The organism is Rhizobium cerradonense, from assembly GCF_030182455.1.
Taxonomy (GTDB): domain Bacteria; phylum Pseudomonadota; class Alphaproteobacteria; order Rhizobiales; family Rhizobiaceae; genus Rhizobium.
Map to the genome: position 1 here is coordinate 1 of NZ_JAQJCK010000079.1, position 766 is coordinate 766.

General features: G+C 57.4%; 1 protein-coding gene. It reads left to right on the forward strand.

Annotation, left to right across the window (positions count from 1 at the left end; genetic code table 11):
* Positions 1-708, forward strand: a 708-nt coding sequence (locus PH547_RS33760; RefSeq protein ID WP_285170492.1) for a reverse transcriptase domain-containing protein, incomplete at its 5' end; no start/stop codon positions are given.
* Between the last annotated feature and the right edge of the window lie 58 nt (positions 709-766).

Consider the following 766-nt stretch of genomic DNA (forward strand, 5'->3'; position numbering starts at 1 on the left):
TCTGTAGTTAGCCCCGTGCTATCCAATATCTACCTGCATTACGCATTGGATTTATGGGTCCAGCAATGGCGTACTCGAAATGCTAAAGGCGACGTGATCATTGTACGTTATGCCGACGACAGCGTGATTGGGTTCCAGTACGAAGGAGAGGCGCAGCGCTTCCTGCAAGAACTGCGGGAGCGTCTCGCCCAGTTTGGCTTGCAACTGCACCCGGAAAAGACGCGGCTGATACGCTTTGGGCGGTATGCTGTGCAACAATGCCGGGAACGTAGTATCCGCAAGCCAGAGACCTTCGACTTTCTGGGATTCACGCATTGCTGCGGCAGGCGGCGCAATGATGGGGGCTTCAAGATTGTCCGTCTGACGATCGAGAAGCGCATGCGCACGACGCTGACGGCAATACGGGAAACGCTGATGCGACGACGCCATGAACCAATGGCAAAGGTAGGTCGGTGGTTACGGCAAGTGCTACAGGGGTATTTTAACTACCATGCGGTGCCTGACAATCTGCGACGATTGGGAGGGTTCCGCTGGGAAGTTGGTCGAGCTTGGCGACACGCCTTGATGCGCCGAAGCCAGCGACACCGCTTGCCTTGGGATCGTTTCCAAAGGCTCGTCCGCAAATACCTGCCACCGTGCCGGCTGATGCATCCGCATCCTGATGCTCGGCTTACCGTCACTACAGCCGATAGGAGCCGTATGCGGTAGTGCCGCACGTACGGAACTGACCGGGGGGCGATGGGTAACCATCGTCCCTACCGGGACC